1 protein-coding gene is annotated in these 789 nt (G+C 76.3%); it reads right to left on the bottom strand.

Going from position 1 to position 789, the window contains the following annotated elements; translation table 11 throughout:
• Nucleotides 1-675, bottom strand: a 675-nt coding sequence (gene panC, locus DZF91_RS23030) for a pantoate--beta-alanine ligase (RefSeq protein WP_117359477.1), incomplete at its 3' end; no start/stop codon positions are given.
• Nucleotides 676-789: the final 114 nt, after the last annotated feature.

A 789-nucleotide genomic window follows, 5' to 3' on the forward strand; every position in this document is an offset into this window, starting at 1 on the left:
CGCGTGGAGCACCGCGTCCGGGCCGCCGCCGGCCGCGTCCGCGCCCGCCCGCAGCGCCCGGGACAGCGCGAGCGCCGTCTCCCGCTCGTCCGCGGCGAGGTACCGGTTGCGGCTGGACAGCGCCAGCCCGTCGGGCTCCCGGACGGTCGGGGCCCCGACGATCTCGACCGGGAGGTCCAGGTCGGCGACCATCCGGCGGATCATCGCCAGCTGCTGCGCGTCCTTCTCGCCGAACACCGCGACGTCGGGACGCGTCAGGTTCAGCAACTTCATGACGACCGTCAGCATTCCGGCGAAGTGGCCGGGCCGCGTCTCGCCCTCCACGATCCGGCCCATCGCGCCGGGCTCGACCGTCACCATCGGCTCGCGCGGGTACATGACCTCGGGCGTCGGCGCGAACACGATGTCCACGCCCTCCGCCGCGCACGCCTCGACGTCGGCGGCGAACGTCCGGGGGTAGCGGTCGAGGTCCTCGCCCGGCCCGAACTGCAGGGGGTTGACGAAGACCGACACGGCCACGGTCCCGGACGGGCCGGCGGCCGACCGCGCGCGCCGCATCAGCGAGCGGTGCCCCTCGTGCAGCGCGCCCATGGTCGGCACCAGCGCCAGCGTCCCCCGGACGCCGGACCGCACGGCCGCCAGTTCCTCGCGGGTCTTCGCGATCACCGGTGTCAAGAATCCTCCACTGGGTCGGCCGCCGCTCCTTCGGGCGGTCGGCGCGCCGTCCCGGGCCGCCGCGGCGCGGGTCGCCGGTCGGTCGGCACGGGGTCGTCGGGTGCCTGCCCGGCC

Origin of the sequence: Actinomadura logoneensis (genome assembly GCF_003428695.1) — a bacterium.
Taxonomy (GTDB): domain Bacteria; phylum Actinomycetota; class Actinomycetes; order Streptosporangiales; family Streptosporangiaceae; genus Spirillospora; species Spirillospora logoneensis.